15 protein-coding genes and 1 tRNA gene are annotated in these 18,995 nt (G+C 54.5%); 9 read left to right on the top strand and 7 right to left on the bottom strand.

The genetic code is table 11. The features are described 5' to 3' along the window. The first annotated feature begins 366 nt into the window (after nt 1–366). Entirely contained in the window at nt 367–642 is a 276-nt protein-coding gene (locus tag WCX19_RS08970; RefSeq protein ID WP_373007291.1) for an acylphosphatase, read from the top strand. 134 nt (nt 643–776) lie between these two features. Here the strand turns inward: WCX19_RS08970 and mch are convergent, their stop codons facing one another. Both mch and WCX19_RS08960 read right to left on the bottom strand, forming a co-directional pair. Continuing rightward, a complete protein-coding gene (gene mch, locus WCX19_RS08965; RefSeq protein ID WP_373007289.1) occupies nt 777–1,721 on the bottom strand; it encodes a methenyltetrahydromethanopterin cyclohydrolase in 945 nt (314 codons plus the stop codon). Nucleotides 1,722–1,790: 69 nt separating this feature from the next. After that, entirely contained in the window at nt 1,791–2,915 is a 1,125-nt protein-coding gene (locus WCX19_RS08960) for an ORC1-type DNA replication protein (RefSeq protein ID WP_373007331.1), read from the bottom strand. 90 nt (nt 2,916–3,005) lie between these two features. Here WCX19_RS08960 and WCX19_RS08955 point away from each other — a divergent pair, with 90 nt between their 5' ends. Further along, nucleotides 3,006–3,500 (top strand): transposase, encoded by a 495-nt coding sequence (locus tag WCX19_RS08955; protein WP_373007329.1) that lies wholly within the window; start codon nt 3,006–3,008, stop codon nt 3,498–3,500. A 32-nt stretch (nt 3,501–3,532) separates the two neighbouring features. On the opposite strand, the gene WCX19_RS08950 is transcribed toward WCX19_RS08955, so the two are convergent. The 3 genes from WCX19_RS08950 to WCX19_RS08940 all read right to left on the bottom strand — a co-directional run bounded on the left by WCX19_RS08950 (nt 3,533) and on the right by WCX19_RS08940 (nt 10,135). After that, a complete protein-coding gene (locus tag WCX19_RS08950) occupies nt 3,533–7,573 on the bottom strand; it encodes a TIGR03768 family metallophosphoesterase (protein WP_373007287.1) in 4,041 nt (1,346 codons plus the stop codon). A 465-nt stretch (nt 7,574–8,038) separates the two neighbouring features. Continuing rightward, a complete protein-coding gene (locus tag WCX19_RS08945; protein WP_373007285.1) occupies nt 8,039–9,190 on the bottom strand; it encodes a cofactor-independent phosphoglycerate mutase in 1,152 nt (383 codons plus the stop codon). Between the two features lie 12 nt (nt 9,191–9,202). Further along, nucleotides 9,203–10,135, bottom strand: coding sequence for an NAD-dependent epimerase/dehydratase family protein (locus WCX19_RS08940; protein ID WP_373007283.1), 933 nt, complete (start codon nt 10,133–10,135; stop codon nt 9,203–9,205). A gap of 39 nt (nt 10,136–10,174) precedes the next feature. Here WCX19_RS08940 and WCX19_RS08935 point away from each other — a divergent pair, with 39 nt between their 5' ends. The 5 genes from WCX19_RS08935 to WCX19_RS08915 are packed head-to-tail and all read left to right on the top strand — an operon-like array spanning nt 10,175 to nt 13,955. Continuing rightward, nucleotides 10,175–11,053 (top strand): methanogenesis marker 12 protein, encoded by an 879-nt coding sequence (locus WCX19_RS08935; protein ID WP_373007281.1) that lies wholly within the window; start codon nt 10,175–10,177, stop codon nt 11,051–11,053. Between the two features lie 44 nt (nt 11,054–11,097). Beyond that, nucleotides 11,098–11,640 (top strand): pyruvate ferredoxin oxidoreductase subunit gamma, encoded by a 543-nt coding sequence (locus WCX19_RS08930; protein WP_373007279.1) that lies wholly within the window; start codon nt 11,098–11,100, stop codon nt 11,638–11,640. Then, the gene (locus WCX19_RS08925; protein ID WP_373007277.1) at nt 11,640–11,900 is read left to right on the top strand and encodes a 4Fe-4S binding protein; all 261 of its coding nucleotides are present in this window, start codon (nt 11,640–11,642) and stop codon (nt 11,898–11,900) included. Before WCX19_RS08930 ends, WCX19_RS08925 begins: the two co-directional genes overlap by 1 nt. Continuing rightward, a complete protein-coding gene (gene porA, locus WCX19_RS08920) occupies nt 11,901–13,055 on the top strand; it encodes a pyruvate synthase subunit PorA (RefSeq protein ID WP_373007275.1) in 1,155 nt (384 codons plus the stop codon). It begins immediately after the preceding gene. A 3-nt stretch (nt 13,056–13,058) separates the two neighbouring features. After that, nucleotides 13,059–13,955, top strand: coding sequence for a thiamine pyrophosphate-dependent enzyme (locus WCX19_RS08915; protein WP_373007273.1), 897 nt, complete (start codon nt 13,059–13,061; stop codon nt 13,953–13,955). Nucleotides 13,956–14,039: 84 nt separating this feature from the next. On the opposite strand, the gene WCX19_RS08910 is transcribed toward WCX19_RS08915, so the two are convergent. Then, on the bottom strand, nt 14,040–14,555 hold the full coding sequence (locus WCX19_RS08910) for a hypothetical protein (RefSeq protein WP_373007271.1): 516 nt from the start codon (nt 14,553–14,555) through the stop codon (nt 14,040–14,042). A gap of 12 nt (nt 14,556–14,567) precedes the next feature. On the opposite strand from WCX19_RS08910, the gene WCX19_RS08905 reads away from it, so the two are divergent. Then, nucleotides 14,568–14,639: transfer RNA gene (locus WCX19_RS08905), tRNA-Val, on the top strand. A 474-nt stretch (nt 14,640–15,113) separates the two neighbouring features. Beyond that, a complete protein-coding gene (locus tag WCX19_RS08900) occupies nt 15,114–17,693 on the top strand; it encodes a glycosyltransferase family 39 protein (RefSeq protein ID WP_373007269.1) in 2,580 nt (859 codons plus the stop codon). Nucleotides 17,694–18,078: 385 nt separating this feature from the next. On the opposite strand, the gene WCX19_RS08895 is transcribed toward WCX19_RS08900, so the two are convergent. Then, nucleotides 18,079–18,918 (bottom strand): hypothetical protein, encoded by an 840-nt coding sequence (locus tag WCX19_RS08895; RefSeq protein WP_373007267.1) that lies wholly within the window; start codon nt 18,916–18,918, stop codon nt 18,079–18,081. Nucleotides 18,919–18,995: the final 77 nt, after the last annotated feature.

The following is an 18,995-nucleotide window of genomic DNA, read 5'->3' as shown; positions in this document are numbered from 1 at the left end:
ACCAATTTTTTAAAAGCATGATACCCCCACCCCCCTCTTGTGGCCCGGGGGTAGGGGGTGCCATCTTTGTTCAAATGGGGGGGTACCCTCTCCTGCCATAAAGGGAGGGGGTGGCTGTCAAAAAAGGATATTTCCGCTTCCAGATCTGGCTTATACGAATTATTGGTGGTTGTTCATTCAACTTGAAAATAGAGAAGTACTGAGTTCTGGGAATTCCGGCCTCAACCCGTCTGTCGGGACCGGCTGCGAGAGGGGGCAAGGGGAAATTCCGGCGTTTTCTCCTGCTCACAACGCCTCTGAAAATGGCTCCCGTCTCCCTGTACAAAACGGCAAGATTTAAAACGATGCAATCCCAGCTCAGGAACAATGATGAGGGCAACCCTAGTGGCAACCGGAAAGGTACAGGGTGTCGGGTACCGACAATTTGTCTCGGTCTGTGCCCACAATCACGGGTTGCATGGCACGGTACAGAACATGCCTGACGGTTCGGTGCAAATAATTGCGGAGGGGTCACTTGCGGCACTGGATGAGTTTGCCCGGCTTGTATGGGCTCACGGTGAGCCGGAAATTCTGGTTGATGGCATGCAGATCACGCAGGGTGAGGCTACAGGAGAGTTCAAGGGATTCTGGGTGAAGTGGTGACGGAGAAAACAGCGCCTGTTACCACTTCCCGAGCGGATCTCATGGGCGGCCGCGGGCTCCCCGTCGGGCAACTGCACCCCGAATGAGTCTCATGGTCTTGTAATAAAACCTGAATAAAAAACGTAAAAAAAAGATTACTGTAACCCGAACGATTTCAGGGTCACATCGTCGTTAACAGCACCGACGTGGTAGACGCTCCCGTCAGAGAGTTCGTTGATAATAACCTCGGCAGGAGAGAAGAGCGAAGTATCGATCTTGTAGAAGTCGTACCCTGCTTCCTTGAAGATGTCGTTGAACGGCTTGCCGTATCCCTTGGACTTGCTGCTCGGGATCTTCTCAAGGTAGTCCTTGATCTCGGGTGCGTTCATCGTAAGCTGGATCTGGCCGTGGTAGATGGTTGCGTCGTTTGTCACGCCCATCGCACGCTTCGCACCCCGTACCGGGGGGATCGGGGCAGTGCCGATGGCGGACATGATCTTCCGGGTGTCAAACCCAAGCTCGTTTAACTTGTAGATCGCGGTCTCCACGCAGCGTCCCGAGACCTGGATCGATCCGACAATCGAAGAGGTCGGCGCGACAACCGCACAGGTATTTGCCACATCGACATGGCATTCCTCGGCAATCTTCTCCATGACCTCGCCGTTTGGCAGGTGATCGGACTCAAGGCACATCACGGCGCAGTCGTAGTCATCCTCGTAATCAATCACTTCGTAGGTGTGCTTGGGCTTGAGCGAGAGCGCCCGGGCCGGGCCGCTACCCATCGCAAAGTAGTTCCCGACCTTGACCGTCCAGCCGGCCTTCTGGGCCCCGAGGCAGGCAATCGACGGGAAATCGGTATTGACGTCAATGAACGGCATCGGGAACCCCTTTATCTGTCCCATCCGGAAGTTGACCTCGCCAAGACCGCCCATGCAGATCTCGGTAAAGGCCCTCCCTGCCGCATACCCGCCTCTCGTACTTACACCACAATCAACAATGCGAGCGCCATTATCCAATTCATGGTAAACAGCGTTAAACTCCTCAGCCAGATCGGCGAGATTGTCGAATATTTCAAGTGCCAGTTCGTTAACACTTAACATAGAAAAACCCCTGTCTCATATGAAGTGGGTTCCCAAATAGATAAGATTTTTGAAAATATTTCATCGGCCTTATGAAAGGTATCCCAGCATCTTTTCCGGTTCGTACCGGAGGGTGATGACCCGGGTCCTGCCCTTTCCTTCCCGGTACTGGAGGTTGACAAGCCGCATCGCGTCCATCTTTTTGACAATCTCATAAAAACGGGTGTACCCGACCGGCACCTGTTCCTTTATTGTTTTGTATACCTCGCCAGCATTCATCCCGGCTCCCGCGATACTCGCCGTGGCAAGTCCCGTGAGGATCTTACGTTCCTCATCCTTGAGTGTCTTTATGGTGTATTGAAGGTGCAGATATTTTGAGACCTCGTACGCCCCGCAGATATCCTCACGGTCGATGCAGCGCCGGGCGGCACGCTCCGCGTTGAGGGCGGCCCGTTTCAGGAGGTCGATACCCACTCTCAGGTCGCCGCTTTTTAAGGTCTGCTCTACCACGAGGTCGAGCATCTCATCGCTGATGACGCTGTTGAAAAATCCCTGCATCACCCGCGCTTTCATAATCTCCTGAACTTCTGCGTTCCCGTACGGGGGGAAGTAGATCTCGGTGGGCCGGAAGACCGACGCAACCCGGGCGTCCACGGCACGGGAAAGATCGACATCGGGGTCGCTGATGATCACAATGACGCCAATACGGACACCCTCGTATGACTCATGGGCCCGCAAAAGCGTGTAGAGCACCTTGTTGAGCTCGTTCTCGTAGAGAAGGTAATTGGCATCGTCGAGTGCGACGAGCAGCACGCACTCCTCTTTTAAGAGAATGCGGGCGACCGCGTCAAAAACCTGCTTGAACGAGGTTCCCGAAGAAGGTGGCAGGTGGCCGGAGAGTTTCCTGTAGATCTGGGAGAGGATCGCAAACTTGGTATTGTCGATCTGGCAGTTGATGTGGACCGGCACCAGTTTTTTTGTTGTCTCTTCGACCTCTTGGAAGAGTTTCTTGATACTGGTGGTTTTCCCCGAGCCGGGCAGGCCCTTGCAGATCGTATTGAGCGGCCGGCCGCCCCGGAGCCCGGGCCGGATCTGGAACGCAAGTTCCCGCATCTGCGCGTCACGGAACTCGAACTGTTCGGGAACGTAATCGATCTCGAACACTTCTGGGTCGCGGAAGAGCGACTCGTCCCACATCAGCAGGTTCTTCTTCATCGTTACAGCATCAACGTTAAAATTGATAACCTCTCTGATGGACGGATAGCGGGTCACCGGGCATAAAACCCGTCAGAAGTTTTCGGAAAAATCGGTACGATCGGTGCGACAACGTTGTTGGCTGAAATTGGAGATGTCAACGATTTCTCCACACCGGATAAACTGGCTAAATGGGTGGGAATCACACCCCGAGTCTATCAATCCGCTAATAAACTCCACACCGGAGCAATTACAAAACAAGGGTCCAAGCATATCCGATGGATCCTTGTTGAGATCGCTCATTCCTGCATTCGAACAAAAAACACGGCTCTCCGAGTTTTCTTTGATCGCATTTTCTATCGCTCGGGTTACAAGAAAGCCATTGTTGCTTTAGCCAGAAAAATTCTCAAACTCGTCTGGCATTTACTTACCAACGACGAACTCTATCAAGAAAAAAATTCTCCACTCACTAATTCGTCTCGTCTACCTAAACCCTGTATGAATGATTCATTTTCTGTTTCGGCTGCTATCGAATTGTTGGTAAAAGCAGGCTTCCAGATTATTGAGAGAGATGATCACTCCGATAAAAGTGGACTGGGGACTTGATAGTTCCCAGATTTTCATGACAAAATTATTCCCTAGATTGGCGTTCCGTAGTTCTGTATTATCACCTGCATTTCCGGCGTCAGTTGTTTGACCAGTATTGCATTGCCTGAACCTTCAGGTGGGCTGAGCGGATTCGCGAATATCTCCTGGGCCGCGACACCATAAGACCGTGATTGGGCAGCAAGCGTCCCGTCCCGGACTGCCGGATCAACGTCCGTCGTAATGATTGAAACCGTGTTGTCGCTGTTGCGGACGATCTCAAACATGCGGAACTCTTGAGGAAGATCCCTTAATGACGAGGTTTCGACCTCCCAGAACCCGGATTCGGAATTGTTAACTGGATCGGTTGAATTGAAGGGGGTGATCTGATTTACATGCCGGTGTCCCGATATCCACAGGAGGAGATTCGGATAGGTATGGAGTTTTGCAATCAGCTGTGCTTCGGTTATTGGAGCAGTTGGATCCCAGCCCCCATCAGAGCCAGCCGGACTGACCCCTATCGGTATGTGCGCGGAGATGATCACGAGCTTGTTTTCAGCCTGACTCCTGTTAAGTTCGTTTACCAGCCAGTTGTAGCGTGCTGTGTCCAGCGTTGCATGCCCCATGCCGAGACTCTCGGGATTTGTGGTAGCAGTGTCGGCCTGCGTATCGTCAAGTACGATAACCCTGATGGGTATGTCAGACTTTGGTTCGAAAGAATAGCAGGCAAATCCCGTATCCACATTGGACTGGTTGAATCCATGTCCCACCGGGCTTGAAGTTGTATTGAGGAATTCGGCCATCCATTGCGACTCAGTAATTGAACGGCGGTTTGGATCGGCTGCGAGTACCTGTGGAGGACTGGTAAAGTCTCCGACTGGTCCTGCCCCTATAACATCCCCGTACCGGGTTCTGCCGTCGATTGAGCCCATATAATAACCTCGGCTATTCATGCCGAGAGGATTTGTGAATACATAACCCAGGTTGATGATATTCGTGCCTATCAGGGTATTACGGAAATAATCATTCGGTTGCAGGAAACCGGTATAGAAGTGATCGTGGTTGCCAAGCGTCTGGAACCACGGGATTGTTGAATTAAGCCCTGCTGCCTTGAACTCGTCCTGATAATCGTTGTAGGGTCCCGGGACTGGATCGTCCTTCACACCGGAATCCGGGTTGATCGGTTTGCCATCAAGGATATCGATGTACCACCGCAGCTCGTTGTACTGATCGCTGTTGTCTGTATCGCCAAGAGAGATACCGAAATCAAACGGTTTTTGTTGGTGAAGTGCATTTATCGTCTGGACGGCTGCGTCGAAATTCTGGGTTGTGAGCATCATAACCGGTGAATACGCCGAAGAGGCAGACGGTTCAGTGGTCTTGTAGCCCAAAAATATTGCAGAAACCGGACTTTCTTCATCGGTTATATGGATATCTGTTATGGTAAAGTAATTCAGAAGTCTTGCCTTAGCTACGACCGATGTATTGTTGTATCCGGGCCGCAGAATATCCTCTCTTCTCTCATAAGGCAACCCCGGGCCGAACTTCCAGACACCATATCCATACTCTGTATAGTTGGAAACCTGGTATGGATAGAGCACCGGTGAAGTTGAAGGAACAGGGACAATGGCAATTGTGCGGTCAACTGTTGTTAAAACCGTGGTATCTATAGGATAGCCGGCCAGTGTCCATCTGCCAGTTACCGGCTGGTCTCCGGTAGTGCCGAAAATATATGCCCGGTCAGTTATTGCTCCATCCCATACCCCGTTTCCATTGTAATCCAGATAGAACGTGTGCGCCGATGGGCGGTATACACCGATCTCGGATTTGCCGTTATTATTCCAGTCCCCGGATACCGGAATGTCTCCGGTAGTGCCGAAATTATATGCCCGGTCAGTTACCGCTCCATCCCATACCCCGTTTCCATTGTAATCCAGATAGAACGTGTGCGCCGATGGACGGTATACACCGATCTCGGATTTGCCGTCATTGTTCCAGTCCCCGGATACCGGAATGTCCCCGGTCGTACCGAAATTATATGCCCGGTCGATTACCGCTCCATCCCATACCCCGTTTCCATTGTAATCCAGATAGAAAGTGTGGGTCGATGGACGGTATACACCGATCTCGGATTTGCCGTCATTGTTCCAGTCCCCGGATGCCGGAATATCCCCGGTCGTGCCGAAATTATATGCCCGGTCGGTTACCGCTCCATCCCATACCCCGTTTCCATTGTAATCCAGATAGAACGTGTGAGTCGATGGACGGTATACGCCTATCTCGGATTTTTCGCCATTGTTCCAGTCCCCGGATACCGGAATATCACCGGTTAAACCGAAGTTATATTGTACCGCATCATTCCACACACCGTTTCCAATATAATCCAGATAGAATGTGTGAGTCGATGGACGGTATACGCCGATCTCACCTACCGACCCGGCACTGCCGCTGCTCACCGTGATATACCCCATCTTCCCGGCGGTATTGTTGCCATACGTCGTATTCGTTGCAGTCAGGGAAACCGTATAGGTACCGGCTGAAGTATAGGTATGCACCGGGTTCTGTTTGGTTGCATTCACGAGTGAACCATCCCCGAAGTTCCAGTCCCACTGTGTCGGGAAGCCGGTCGAGGTGTCAGTGAATTTCACGGTGAGAGGGATGTTGCCGGAGGTGGGTGTTCCCACGAAGTTGGCAACGGGTGCCGATGGCACAATAATATATCCTATCTTTCGCGTGGTGTTGTATCCGCCGGTATTGTATGCCTGCAGCGCCACCGAATAGATCCCTGGTGTTGTGTAGATATGCGACGGGTTCTGTGCTGTTGATCCAGCGGGCACGATGCGCCACACGTCGTTATTCAGGCCGCCGTCACCGCCCCCCGCGAGCACGATACTGCCATCTGGCATCGCGACACTGGAATGACCGTACCGTGGCGTCCACTCTGCACTCGCTGTCACCTGCGTCCATGTTGCACCGTTATCGGTCGACCTCCATATGTCATTCATATCTGTCACAAGGCCGTCAAAACCGCCCATCAGGACGATGCTGCCATCAGGCATCGCGACACTGGAATGACCGTACCGTGGCGCCCACTCTGCACTCGCATTCACCTGCGTCCATGTTGCGCCGTTATCTGTCGACCTCCATACGTCATTCTTAACGCCGGTGCTGTCCTCGCCTCCCGCCAGTACGATGGAGCCGTCCGGCATTACAACACTGCTCGGATACGATCGTGCCGACCACCCTGCACTCGCTGTCACCTGCGTCCATGTTGCGCCGTTATCTGTCGACCGCCACACATCATTCTTTAAACCGGCGCTGACAGCCCCGCCCATCAGGACGATACTGCAGTCCGGCATCACAACAGTGCTTTGATAGGATCGTGCCGACCACCCTGCACTCGCTGTCATCTTCGTCCAGGTTACGCCGTTATCTGTCGACCGCCACACGTCATTACTGATGGAACTGCCATCCGCGAATCCGCGCGAGACCGATGATTTCGGAGGCAGGAGCGATGTTCCCCGTGATCCCTGTGATGTGCCGATAAACCCGCCCATCACGAGAATACTGCCGTCTGCCAAAGCCACACCGCTGTGATCGTATCGCGGCGCCCACCCTGCACTCGCATTCATCAGCGTCCATGTCGCACCGTTATCTGTCGACTGCCATACATCGTTTCTTAAGCCGGTGACATTGTTAAACCCGCCCATCACGAAGATCCTGCCATCCGGCATCGCCACGCTGCTCTGACCAATTCTAAACGACCATCCGGCACTTGCATTCACCCGGGTCCATGCCTGCGTGTAGGTTTCGTCGCCGAAATACCATGCCCAGCCCGTGGGGGTGTTTGTGGAGGTATCAGTGAACCTGACGGTTAATGGTACTTTGCCAGAGGTTGGAGTGCCGGTAAAGCCAACAACCGGGGCTATTACCGTGGAAGGGGCCCTGATATTATTTGATCCCACCGATCCGTTCACCACAACGGTTCCGTTCTGCATATTGTCTGCCGATACCGGCAGAATTACAATAAGCATACATAACGCGACAATCACACAAATGTGAATAACTCCACCACTATCAGCGCATACCTTCATGAAAAACAACCCCCCCCCCAAAAATTTTTAAATTGTATCGACGTAGTGGTTGATAAATTGCACGGGTATATTTTTCTACATTAGCCACCTGATCCATTTACCGTACAAATCGCCAGCCAGATCGTGGGTCGTGCCCTTTAAGGAATCCCCACATGTCGGGGAGTTCTCTGCACCCGCGGAGTAGGGGCAGTCTATTCTGGACGTTCTTGGTATGACAGAAATACCGGTAATCAGCCGATAAATTCGTTTTCGGTGTAAAACGACTTGTTCTCCTGAACATGATAGGAGTATATCCGGTGGGGTATCTGAGACAAAATACAAGGGACAGGATTCGATAAACTTATGTGGTTGTATAATTAATTATATTAAATTATTTCGTGGCAAGTGATGAAAGTTACCCCCACTGAATCGGTGATGATGCAGGGGACTGATGCCGCATCATTCTTCTAAAACTTCTAAAAAAATTCAGGTGAATAAGAACGACAGGAAGTCGGTCGCCTCTTTTGTCCCGAACATTCCCGACCGGGCTTCTTTCTCGGAGAACTGCGTGAGATTATCCGTACCTTTCCCCGTCACCACGAACGGCACCGGTTCCCGGGAATGCGTCTTAATCCGTATAGGTGTCGGGTGATCGGGCAGGACGGCAACAACGCCGTCAAACTCTTTCCGTATGGCGCCCACCACGCGGTCAACGTTCTCGATCGCTCGTACCTTCTCCTCGATACTGCCTGCGTGTCCTGCCTCATCCGGGGCCTCGATGTGGACATAGACAAAGTCGAGGTGTTTGATCGCGTCGAGGGCATATTGCGCCTTTGCCATGTAATCCGTGTCAAAATATCCTGTGGCTCCGGGAACGGTGATGATCTCCATGCCGGCGCAGCGGGCGATGCCGTTTAAGAGATCCACTGCGGAGATCATCCCTCCTTTCAGGCCATATTTCTGGTTAAAGGAGGGAAACGCCGGGCGCCGGCCCCCGCTCCACGGCCAGATCTGCGTCGCCGGGGGTTTTCCCGTTTTTATCCGCGCCACGTTCACCGGGTGATCGCGGAACACTTCGCGGCTCTTTGCCATGCAGGAAAGAAGGAGTGACGCATCCCCGTTCCGGGGCAGGTACTCCGTGATGGGCTGACCTACGATGTCATGGGGCGCTGTCGAATCCGCCGCTGACCCGTGCGGGATTACAAGGAGATTACGGTAGCTGACCCCCGCCTTTACAGTGACCCCGGGCACATGGGGGGTAAGTGAGGTAAAGAGCGCTGCCCCTTCGGCACTGGTGATATGACCGGCAGAAAAATCTGCCATGATTTCATCTCTGACCGTCACGATATTGCACCGGTACGCGACATCGGTGGGGGCAAGGTCGATTCCCATGCTCATCGCTTCGAGCGGGCCCCGTCCTGTGTAGTACTTCTCGGGAGCATACCCGAGGATCGACATGTTCGCAATATCGCTGCCCGGTTCGAACCGGTCGGGAATCGTGTGAAGCATGCCGCACGCCCCTTCCTTTGCCATCCGGTCCATGTTTGGGGTCTGTGCATACTCAAGAGGGGTTTTTCCCCCCAGCTGCGGGATCGGCTCGTCTGCCATGCCGTCCCCGAGAATCAGGATACACTTCATAAAAAAATCCCCTTATTGCGATTTGAGGAGGTCGCGGACAGCCAGCCTCACGCTCTCTTGTGAACCCAGTTCGGGCTTCCAGCGCCTGCTTTTTATCCGTTCAATGGATAACTGCATCTTTGGCACATCCCCGACCCAGCCGCGCTCGCCACCGGTGAACCGGAACTTTACATCAGGCAGGTGCATCTCATCGGCTACGATCTCCGCGATACTCTTTACATCGATCCAGTCCTCGGAGCCGATATTGAAGATGTTGACCGTATCCCGGGTCCGGAGGGCAAAGAGCATGGCGGCAACGCATTCATGTACTTCGAGATAGGACTTCGCCTGTTTGCCGTCACCGAGAATCTCAAGCTCGGCCGGGTTCTCTTTGAGCTTCCGGATAAAATCCGTAATGACACCGTGGCCGCTGCGATCGCCCACGATATTGGCAAACCGGTAGATCCAGGCCTTCATGCCAAACGAATAGCAGTATGAGGAGATCAGTGCCTCGCAGGCAAGCTTGCTCGCTCCGTAGACGGAAATCGGCAGGAGCGGGGCATAATCCTCCGGGGTCGGGATAACTTTTGCATCGCCATAGACCGTGGACGTGGATGTGAAGACCAGTTCCGGAACATTATGCAGGCGCATCGCTTCGAGCACCCGGTACGTAGCCATGATATTGTTCTGCATTGTCGGGTCAGGATTGAGAGCGCTCTGGCGGACATCCGGGTCAGCGGCAAGGTGGAAAAGCCGGTCCGCCCCTTCGAGATGATCCTGCCAGCCATCGCCCAGCAGATCGGCCTGGATAAACCTGACCTTACAGCCATCAATATGCCGGGCGATCGTTTCGCGGCGCCCTGCACAGAGGGAGTCGATGACAAGCACTTCGTTGCCCTGCGCAACAAGCGTGTCAACCAGATGGGAGCCGATGAACCCGGCCCCGCCTGTCACCACATCAAACATCAATACCTATTATGTAACCCATGCTATAGGATTACTGCTATGTTCATCGGGATTGATCACGGCACAACCGCCATGCGGTTTGCATCTGACACGGGCCGTTTCAAACTGACGCGCGAGGAAGCGACGGGATTTACTACAGCAGACCTTGGCCGGCTCTGCCCGACCGATGAGATCGAAGGGATCGCGCTCTGTTATTCGATGGGTGACAATTTTTCAAAGATCACCGATATAAAAAAGATAAAAAACCGGGGTGTTGTCAGCCGGGAGGGGGCAGGCAAACACATCGGAGGTGGTACGAAGGTCTTTGACGAGATCAAAAAGAGCGGTATCCCCACCATCGTCATCCCCGGCCTGCACCGGGGTTCCCCGACCGATCCCCGGTTCAAGGCCTACTCCCACCAGTCCAGCCCCGAGAAGATCGGAATCGCCTACGCAGTCTGCCACGATCTCGGTGACGACGTCGTGGTCTCGGACGCGAGTTCCAACACGGTCACGCTCCTTGTCACGGGAGGAAAACTGGTCGGTGCCTTTGATGCCTGCATCTTTGCACCGGGCACCCGGCACGGAGCCCTCGATGTCGACGCCATCCGTAAGATTGATGCGGGGGAGTGCAGCGCAAACGAGGCCTTCCAGCAGGCCGGGGTGGATTACAATCTGCCCGACGACAATAACCTCCGCATGAGAACCGTCGCCATGTTTGCGGCCATGGAGTGCGCCGCGCTCCTGCTCTTAAATTCCCGCGCGCGGGTTGCACTTGCCGGGTCGCTTGCGCCCCTTATCGCACCGGATGTGGAATCGCTTCTGGGGCAGGATGTGGCTGTATATGATGAATGGTGCGCATCCCGGGGGCTGTCTGCAATTGCCCGCGACGTTTTTTCAGGTGCCCGTGATATCCTCGGAATCGATGTAGATCTCTAGATTTATATCGATTTATCATGTAAGATTACTGGGGGATTTTTCCTTTGAGAGAATTGCGCATCCACGGCAGGGGCGGCCAGGGATCGGTCACCGCTGCGGAACTGATTGCTATTGCTGCGTTTGAAGGCGGCGTTTTTTCACAGGCGTTTCCGGCATTTGGTGTCGAGAGGCGCGGTGCTCCGGTCCAGGCATTCGTGCGGTTTGACGACCGGAAGGTCAGACTCCGCAGCCAGGTCTACGAGCCGGACTATATCATCGTGCAGGACAGCACGCTCATCAAGGACGTGAATGTTTTTTCCGGTGTAAAGAAGGGCGGGATCGTCATTGTCAATACCGAGAAGGCACCGGACTACAAGGTCCCCGATGGCGTGAAACTGATCACCATCGATGCGACATCCATCGCGCTCAAGGTCATCGGCCTTCCCATCACCAACACTTCACTTATGGGTGCGTTCGCTGCGGCGACCGGCGAGATCAAGTTCGATGCGCTCAAGAATGCGCTTTACCACCGGTTCCCAAAAGAACTGGCAGAGAAGAATATCGAAGCGGCACGCCAAGCATTCGAGTCTGTTAAGGGGGCGGCATAATGGCGCTTGCTGTCGGGTGCCGTGCCCGCCCGGGAAAGGGACGGGATAACAAAACCGGTTCGTGGCGGGTCTTCAAGCCGATCTTCGATCACGAAAAGTGCTCCAAGTGCGGGACATGCCAGGTCATCTGCCCCGAGGGCTGTATCACGGAGGACAAGGAGGGCTTCTTCGATCCTGATTATGCATACTGCAAGGGATGCGGGCTGTGTGCAGAAGAGTGCCCAAAGGAAGCGATCGCAATGAAACAGGAGGAGAAGTAGATGCTTGAAATTACCGAAGGCTCGATGGCTGTCGCCGAGGCGGTCCGGCTCTGCCGTCCGCAGGTCGTTGCCGCGTACCCGATAACGCCCCAGACGCACATTGTCGAGGCGCTCGCCGAGATGGTGGCAAACGGGAAACTTGACGCGGACTACATCACGGTTGAAAGCGAGTTCTCCGCGCTCTCCGCCTGCCTCGGGGCAAGCGCAGCAGGATCCCGTACCTATTCCGCAACCACATCACAGGGGCTCGCCCTGATGTTCGAGGTCTGCTTCAACGTTGCCGGTATGCGCCTGCCCATCATAATGACGATCGCCAACCGTGCGCTCGGGGCACCGCTCTCCATCTGGAACGACCAGCAGGACTCGATCTCCCTGCGTGATTCCGGCTGGCTCCAGTTCTACGCCGAGGATAACCAGGAGGCAACCGATCTTCACTATATCGCCTACAAGGTGGCAGAAAATCCCGCTGTCCAGCTCCCCGCGTTTGTCTGCTTTGACGGGTTCATCCTCTCCCACACGTATGAGCCGGTGGATATGCTCACCCAATCCGATGTTGACAAGTACCTGCCGAAGTTTGCACCAACGGAGCGGCTCGACGCGGCCGACCCGGTCAGTTTCGGGATGTATGCAACCCCCGAGTATTACCTCGAATTCCGGTACGAGACCGATAAGGCGCTCAAGGATGCAAAAGCCGCAATCCATGCCGCCGGAAAAGAGTTCGGGAAGATGTTCGGCCGGGACTACAGCGCGATGGTCGAGGGCTACCAGCTTGACGATGCGGAGACCGTTATCGTCGCGATGGGTTCCATCTGCGGGACGGTCAAGGATACCATCGACGACCTGCGGAAAGAAGGAAAGAAAGTGGGCTTACTCAAGATCCGTGTCTTCCGCCCGTTCCCGTCGGAAGATGTGGCAAAAGCGCTCAAAGGCGCAAAGCATGTCGCGGTGCTCGACAAGAACATCTCGCTTGGTGCAAAGGGTGCCGTGGCACTTGAGGTAAAGGACGCCCTTTACGGTTCCTCCGTTCCGGTCTATGATTATATCATCGGCCTTGGGGGAAGGGACGTGCAGAAGAAGGATATCCGGGAAGTTGTCGCACTTGCCGAGAAGGGTAAAGGCGATCAGTTCATCGGCCTGCGTAAGGAGGTGCTCTAAATTATGGCAGAAAAAACCTGCGAACTCTTCGACTGCGGGCACCGGGCCTGCGGCGGATGCGGGGCAGCACTTGCGGCCCGGCTGATGCTCAAGGCAGCGGGCACGAATTGTATTGTGGTCTCATCGACGGGCTGCATGGAAGTCTTCTCCACGCCATACCCCGAGACCGCGTGGAAAGTCCCGTGGATCCACTCGCTCTTTGAGAACGCTTCGGCCGTCGCCTCCGGGATTGAGTCGTCGCTCAAGAAACAGGGCAGGAAAGAGAAGGTCATTGTTATCGCCGGCGACGGCGCAACGTTTGATATCGGGATGCTCTGCATCAGCGGCGCGTTCGAACGCGGCCACGATATCACCTACATCTGCTACGATAACGAGGCCTACATGAACACCGGCATCCAGCGGTCCGGTGCGACCCCGTACGATGCGAGCACGACCACAAGCCCGGCCGGTTCGCAGTCCTTTGGGAACAAGCGCCCGAAAAAGGACCTGCCGCAGATCCTCGCGGCCCACGGCGCACCGTACGTGGCAACAGCATCGATCGCCTACCCGAACGACCTGGTCCAGAAGGTGGAAAAGGCGATCAACACCGTAGGACCGACCTACGTGCAGCTCCATGCCCCCTGCTGTACCGGCTGGGGTTTCGAGAGCGACCAGACGATGGCCATTGCAAAACTGGCCATCGAGACCGGCCTCTGGGTGAACTACGAGATGGTGGATGGCGAGGTCACGAAGGCAAAAAAGGTTGTCAGGAAACCGGTCGAGGAGTACTTAAAGACCCAGAAACGATTCCGCCACCTCTTCAAGCCAAAGAGGCAGGACGCCGAGATTGCGGCGATCCAGGCGATTGCGGATAAGAATGCTGCAAAGTACGGCATCGATATCAAGCTCAAGAAGGAATAGTCTTTTTTTTCAGGTATTTTAGGAATAATTTTCCTAGAAGGATTATGCTAGAGATAGGGCATATCGAAAAGAGGGATCCCCAATTTAATCATTTCCGGTTATAAGATGAGCTGTTAAAAAAATCGATATCATTGATAACGCCATCAAGAATGACGATATTAGAAAAAAAGTGTAAGGAAGGGGTGACAAAACACCTTGAGGCTCACTTTCTTTAAAATAACTTAAATAAAGTGTAACGAGGCTAAACGCTGCACATAAAAAGGACACTGCAAGAGTATAGTTAGTAAGTCTTTTTATTTTCGCAAATTCTCGTTGTTTTATTGAAAGCGCGGCAAATGTAACACCTAAAAAGACAGTGGATATAACAATATAATTCGAGGATACAGCTCTTATTCCTTCTAACTCAAAATGAAACGGAAATACCATCAGACTAACAAGCACTATGCAAAAAAGAACGACGGTTATTAATAATAAACCCAATAGCGTAGGATCTTGGCTTGGTTGTTTTTGAGACACTATATTTTTTAATCTGCCTTTAATGCGACATGAACCTTGTGTAAAAGCCATTCCCGACACTTTTAATAGATTCCAGTCTGACATTAGTAGGTTATCGGGCTCGTGGTCTAGCGGTATGACGTCGCCCTTACACGGCGGAGGTCACCGGTTCGAATCCGGTCGGGCCCATATTTTCTGGCAGTTTGTTCAGATTTAACGAAATCTGATATTGTTACGTAACGATTCTTCCTCCTCCTCGCCACTGCTCGGAGTCGCTCGGGCGCCTCGTCGGGCCCTCGCAGGGCAAGGATTTTGACCGGGATTTTGGGATCCAGGTAAGTGCGTAGCGCAAAACCCGACGAGGCGTTTTGCGCGTCAGGCATCGTTACATCGGCCCCTAGTATATAGGCCCTGATGCGGGAAGGCATCGCAAGTTTGTATAGGGGAACAACTGCTCTCATCGGCACGATAATATTCAGATCGCTTCCATCACTTCTGGGCAGTCCGATCCCTGCCAAACCCCGTTCGTATCACTCCCCCGTGAATATAACCCCCGGAAGGTGAATGATATTCCCGTTTCGCATCAACAATAATTAAGTACCCATTTGTTCGATTAACCTGACATATATCCCGGGTAGAGGGGATGTACCGCTCAAAGGTGGGATGCATCTGATCGATCGTGAATTTTTGAAAAAATACTATGCAGAGATCTGCCTTGCAGGCATCGTTCTCCTGTCAGCGTTCTTAAACATCTGGAACCTCTGGAACCAGGGCGGGAACGCCTTTTATGCAGCCGCAGTCAAAAGCGCGCTCATCAACCCGTGGGCCGGCTTCTTTGGCTCCGTTGACCCGGCCGGGTTCATCACCGTCGACAAACCGCCCGTCGGGATCTGGGTCCAGGCGCTCTTTGCCGCGGTGCTGGGGTACCAGGAATGGATTTGTGTCCTTCCCGAGGCCCTCGCCGGGATCGGCTGCGTTGTCCTGATCTATTTCATCGTCTCCCGCCCGTTCGGGAAGACCGCCGGGCTTGTATCGGCGCTCGCCCTTGCCGTCACCCCGATCTTTGTTGCGATCTCCCGCAACGAGACCATGGACAGCCTGATGATCTTTGTCATCCTTCTCGCCGTCTGGGTAGTATTGAAGGCGGCACGGGAACGCTCGCTCCCGTATCTCCTTGCCGCAGCGGCGCTTGTCGGCCTCGCGTTCAACATCAAGATGATCCAGGCCTTCATCATCGTGCCGGCGATCTTTGTTGTCTATCTCTGGGGTGCAACGGGAGTGGACTGGAAGAAGCGGATCCTCCACCTCGTTCTTGCGGCCCTCGTCCTTGCGGCCGTTTCACTCTCCTGGGCGCTTGTCGTGGATGCGATCCCGGCGGATCAGCGCCCCTATATCGGCGGCAGCGGGGACAACACAGTTCTGGGCCTTATCATCAACTACAATGGCATCCACCGCCTCGGCATCGATGGAAGTGGCATGGGGAGCGGTATGGGTGGCGGTCCGGGCGGCTCGTCTGGTAGTTCTGACGCCGGGATGGCCGGTTTTGACCGAATGAACCGTTCGGTGGATTCCCAGGGCTCGGCCACGTCATCGTTTGCGGGACCCGGCGGCAGTGCCGGTAGTGTCGGCGGTATGACGGGCACCCCCCCGGGAATGTCAGGCAGTTCCGGCAATTCAGCCAGTGGGGGGCCTTCGGGCATGGACCGGATGAACAGCACGACGGGTGCGCCGGACCAGTCCACATCCTCGTTTGCAGGACCCGGTGGCAGTGCAGTTAGTACCGGCGGTATGTCGGGTACTCCCCCGGGCATGTCGGGCAGTTCCCAGGACGGGACATCAGGACCCGGTAATGGATTCCAGCAGGGCCCGTCAGGGATGCAGCAGTCGTCCTCGGGTATCCTGAGCATGTTCTCAGTCTCAGGCAACAGCGGCGGGGGCATGAACAGCGGAGGAAGCCCCGGACTCTTCCGCGTCTTCCGGGACGGCCTTGCCGGGGATATTGCCTGGCTATTGGTCTTCGCCCTCATCGGGGTCCTGGCATGGCTGCGGAAGCCAAAGACCCTCTCCCTTGAGGGTATCAATGAGGCAGGCTACACCAGCGAGCGGTGGCTCACTATCCTTGCATTCCTCCTCTGGCTGGTCCCCGGCCTCTTATACTTCAGCATCACCTCCGGGTTCTGGCACGACTACTATATCGCTACGATTGCTCCTCCCATCGCCGGTCTGGTCGGGATCGCAGCTGTTGGGCTGTACGAGCGGTATACCGAAGGCGGCCGGGCCGGCTGGCTCCTTGTGGCCGCAGTCCTCATCACCGATCTCCTCCAGGTCCTCTTCCTCTCCTACGATGCGGAGTGGGCAGGACCTCTCCTTCCCTTCGTTCTCATTGGGACGATCATCTGTGCTGCGCTCCTGGCAGCGATGCAGATCCGAAAAGAATCTCCTGTTACGATCCACCGGGCAAAGATCGTAACCGTGGCCCTAGCCATCCTCTTTATTGCGCCTTTGGTCTGGTCCTTTACCCCCATGCTGAACGGGAACGGCGGGACCATGCCGACAGCTGGCCCTTCGGGAGGCCGAAGCGGCGGGTCTGGCCAATCGAATGCCGTTGGCATGGCAGGCCCGGGAGCTGTCGGGTACGGTGCCATAATTAACAGTACTTCAACGGATACAACAGGCCAGAGCCAGCAGGGCCGGGACGGGTCCAGGATGAGCCGGGATACAACGCGCAGTCCTGACCGTTCGGCCATGTCAGGATCCGGTATGGGTAATGCTGCGACAGGTATGGGAGCCTCAGCCGGTCTTACCATGAACCAGAATACCGGGGATTCGGGACCGGGCAGTGGGTCATCCATGAACGGAGGAGCCGGCGGCATGGGTTCGGGCGATGTCTCTACAGCAAGCCTTGCAAAATTCCTGCTGGCCAACACCACCACAGAGACCTGGATCCTCGTGGTTCCGAATGCACAATCGGCAGCAGACCTGATCATCTACACGGGAAAACCCGTGATGTGCTTCGGGTTCATGGGGAGCGACGATGCCATCAGTTTAGCCAAACTCCAGCAGTACGTCCGTGACGGCAAGGTACGGTACTTTGAGACCGGCGGCAATGGTGGAGGGGGCATGGGCGGTGGCAATAGTATCTTCAGCTGGGCCAGTTCCGCCTGTACCCCTGTGACCGTGACGGATGACTCAGGTGGCGCTACAATCCTGTACGACTGCAAGGGTGCTGCGGGCTCTGCCTGATTTTGCGGGGAGTTCATCCGCTCTTCTTTTTTTATCTGCCAGTGACTGATCATCCGGCAGGTAATCTCTTTTTTTAGATCCTGACAAAGGAGTCCGGCCGGGAATTACAGAGCATCCTTAACACTCCCCTCTGCATGATTTTTTTCTCACCAAAAAAGAAAAAACCGGAATTTTTTTCGCCGCGAAAATTTTTACCGGCCCGGGCAATCCGGATTTTTTTCTTAAAAAATCGGAACTGCCGAAAATTTCACGTCGGAGAAAAATATCAGTAGTCAGATGTACATCCGATTATCGGATAATTATCCGATAATCGGCTGGCTAACTTACACCTCTTTTTAGCACCGAAATTATTTTTGCCGGATCGTTGCCGGCCCTTTCGCTTTTTCTAGAGCGATTCCAGTACGGTTTTGACCAGCGTGTTTGTGGCCGGGTCGGACCCAAACCGGAATGCCATCTCCCCCTTTTCAGTTATCCGGTAGAACTTCTCCTTACGGTTCGTGTCCAGGACATCTATTCCCGCAAGGCCATTTTTCACGAGTCCGGCCATAAAATCGGAAAACGTCTGCTGGCTCAGCTCATCTGCCGCCTTCCTTCCTTTCTTGTAGGTCGCGGCCGGGGGATCTTTTTTGGCCCGGGCCATTACGTAGAGCGGCCAGAGTTGATCGTAGAGATACTGCCGCTGGACGGGAACAAAGGCGGTGGTTTTCTTCTCGTTTTTGCCATGCCTGATGAGTAGCGCGAGGATTGTCTGGTAGTTGGGATTTGCGATGAGGCCCGTGGGGGACTGATCCGGGAGCGGGACGGCCCGCATGACCTTTTCATCGAATGCCGCCCGGACGCTGCCGCCCACCCACGGGGCAAGGGCAAAGAGCGCCATGCCAAGCGCCGGCGACCCGCCTGCACAATCGAAGGTGTAACGCGCCGTGGGATATTCCCGGTGAATCCGGGTGAGTGCGTCGCGGACGGAATCGTAGGCTGGAGGGAAAATAACCTCATCGTAAAACGGGATGCCAAGGGCAGTTGACGTGTTTTTCGATACGGAGATCGCGCTTCGTACCGCCTGCCGCGCCTTCTCGATACCGGGATCCGCGTGTTTGTGAAAGACGATACTGTCGGTAAAGACGTACGCCCTGGTGATAGCGGGATAATCCCGGAACGATGCGGTGTAGGTGGCGGGGAGGTTTTCACCTGCGGCAATGATGTGGATGTGCCCCTGATATGGCATAAATCAGGATAGGGAGTGGCAGGATAAATGGTTGCAGGCTTATCGGTTGTGTGCCCGGGGAACCCCGGATACCACCC

This window comes from Methanoregula sp. (assembly GCF_041663825.1).
GTDB lineage: Archaea > Halobacteriota > Methanomicrobia > Methanomicrobiales > Methanospirillaceae > Methanoregula.
The sequence above is the reverse complement of the archived record's forward strand: the minus strand, read 5'-3'. Positions and strand labels throughout refer to the sequence as shown.

Coding starts and splice junctions, on each gene's coding strand:
- WCX19_RS08960 (WP_373007331.1), bottom strand. CDS start 2,915: ATGAAGAAGAACCTGCTGATGTGGGACGAGTCGCTCTTCCGCGACCCA.
- mch (WP_373007289.1), bottom strand. CDS start 1,721: ATGTTAAGTGTTAACGAACTGGCACTTGAAATATTCGACAATCTCGCC.
- WCX19_RS08970 (WP_373007291.1), top strand. CDS start 367: ATGATGAGGGCAACCCTAGTGGCAACCGGAAAGGTACAGGGTGTCGGG.
- WCX19_RS08900 (WP_373007269.1), top strand. CDS start 15,114: ATGCATCTGATCGATCGTGAATTTTTGAAAAAATACTATGCAGAGATC.
- WCX19_RS08945 (WP_373007285.1), bottom strand. CDS start 9,190: ATGAAGTGTATCCTGATTCTCGGGGACGGCATGGCAGACGAGCCGATC.
- WCX19_RS08915 (WP_373007273.1), top strand. CDS start 13,059: ATGGCAGAAAAAACCTGCGAACTCTTCGACTGCGGGCACCGGGCCTGC.
- WCX19_RS08950 (WP_373007287.1), bottom strand. CDS start 7,573: ATGAAGGTATGCGCTGATAGTGGTGGAGTTATTCACATTTGTGTGATT.
- WCX19_RS08910 (WP_373007271.1), bottom strand. CDS start 14,555: ATGTCAGACTGGAATCTATTAAAAGTGTCGGGAATGGCTTTTACACAA.
- WCX19_RS08895 (WP_373007267.1), bottom strand. CDS start 18,918: ATGCCATATCAGGGGCACATCCACATCATTGCCGCAGGTGAAAACCTC.
- WCX19_RS08935 (WP_373007281.1), top strand. CDS start 10,175: ATGTTCATCGGGATTGATCACGGCACAACCGCCATGCGGTTTGCATCT.
- WCX19_RS08925 (WP_373007277.1), top strand. CDS start 11,640: ATGGCGCTTGCTGTCGGGTGCCGTGCCCGCCCGGGAAAGGGACGGGAT.
- WCX19_RS08940 (WP_373007283.1), bottom strand. CDS start 10,135: ATGTTTGATGTGGTGACAGGCGGGGCCGGGTTCATCGGCTCCCATCTG.
- porA (WP_373007275.1), top strand. CDS start 11,901: ATGCTTGAAATTACCGAAGGCTCGATGGCTGTCGCCGAGGCGGTCCGG.